1 protein-coding gene is annotated in these 1,796 nt (G+C 56.8%); it reads left to right on the top strand.

The features are described 5' to 3' along the window. Positions 1-342: 342 nt before the first annotated feature. Positions 343-1,695: an ABC transporter substrate-binding protein gene (locus NW841_RS12730; RefSeq protein ID WP_414386754.1), complete on the top strand. Its 1,353-nt coding sequence runs from the start codon at positions 343-345 to the stop codon at positions 1,693-1,695. Positions 1,696-1,796: the final 101 nt, after the last annotated feature.

The following is a 1,796-nucleotide window of genomic DNA, read 5'->3' as shown; positions in this document are numbered from 1 at the left end:
TGATCAATCCATCCTGCTTCCGAAGTTGGTTTGCTAAGTGTTGCTACTGTACCCCTTGATTCCTTAACAGGCTGTAACGGGGGTGAGCTTGCGAAAGGGAGCAAGCGCCATTAGTAAAGCAGTAACCGATAACAGGCAAAAGCTTGCATTTTTCATCATTTTCATGTTCGAGACCCCTTGAGAAATTGCCAATCATAACCTGGGCTGGGCGCTCATTTCATCTGACTCTGACTGCGGCCTGAGGGTTCACTTTCTGAGGGGATCCCGGCCAGATATAACCTGCTCTTAATGTCGGTGCAGTATTCTCGGAGGTGCCTTTAGTGAATACAACTGCCTTTTTCTATGAACACCCGTCGTACTTTCCTGGCTTTCGCCGCTGGCTTGGTGGCTGCCGCCGGCGCTGCCTTCCTGGCTGCCGACAGCTTTGCCCAGTCTCCTGCCAACGTCAAAGTTTGGATTGCCTTTACCGATAACCGTCTCGATTGGGCCCGCGCAAAAGCGGCGGAGTTTAACAAGCAATTTCCTCAATACAACGTAACTGTTGAGGGCTACGGCAACTACGAAGAAATTCAACAGGCCACCGACCTCGCTATTCAACAAAATGCCGCTCCGGCGGTGGTGCAGTGGTTTGAGGTGGGCACCCAACGGGCACGGGATTTCGGCTACTTCAAGTCCATCGCCGAGGCGCTGGGCAACCGCACCGAGGTGAACGGGATCCCGGTGAACTTCGACGATTTTATCGAGCCGGTGGTGAGCTACTACACCCTGGATGGTAAGTTCACCTCCATGCCTTGGAACAGCTCCAGCCCCATCCTCTATTCCAACACCGCCATTTTGAAGAAAGCTGGGATCGAGAAGCCACCGGCCACCTGGCAGGAGCTGGAAGCCGCCTGCGAGAAGATCATGGCGCTTCCCGATGCGCCCCAGGGCTGCGTCACCTGGCCCAACCACGGCTGGTTCTACGAGCAGTGGATGGCGCAGCAAGATGCTCTCTTGGCCAATAACGAAAATGGCCGTGCCGCTCGGGCCACCCAGGTCTTTTTGGACTCGGAGCCCTCGGTAGCCATCGCCACCTGGTGGAAAGGGATGTACGACAAACGCTACTACATCTACAGCGGCAAGCAGCGGGATTGGGCGGCCACGGAGCAGGCCATCCAAACCGGCACCGTTGCCATGGCCATCACCAGCAGCGCCGACGCGGCCAACATCACCAACGCCGCCAAGCAGAACAACATCGAGCTGGTCACCACCCGCATGCCCTACAACGCCGACAAGGGTTGGACGGGGAACTTGATTGGGGGCGCCAGCCTTTGGTTGGTGAAGGATCTGCCCAAAGAGGTGGAAGAGGGGGCACTGACCTTCATGTTGTGGCTGAATAGCACCGAAAATGCTGCCGAGTGGCACAAGGTAACTGGCTATCTGCCCATTCGCAAAAGCTCGGTAGCCTTGCTGGAGTCGCAGGGCTGGTTCAAGGAAAACCCCAACTTCTTCACTGCCATCGACCAAATCAACAACTCCAAGGTCACCCCTGCCACCCGTGGGGCGTTGCTGGGAGCCTTTCCTGAGATTCGCAACGTGGTGACCCAGACTATGGAAGATCTCATGCTCAAGGGCGGGGATCCGGCCCAGGCCATGGCCAAGGCCAACGAGGAGGCCAACCGCCTGCTGGCCGAGTACAACTCCCTCTATCAGTAATTGGCCGGTAGCTGGGATGCTGTCGGAATGAACTACCCCACCGCGTAGGCGGGTGGGGTTTCCTCACCCGCTTGGCAGCAGAGCTTTTGTCTCTTCTTCTG

This window comes from Synechococcus sp. H60.3 (assembly GCF_047462295.1).
In the GTDB taxonomy this organism is placed as follows: Bacteria; Cyanobacteriota; Cyanobacteriia; order Thermostichales; family Thermostichaceae; genus Thermostichus.
This window is presented reverse-complemented; position numbering and strand designations above follow the sequence as displayed.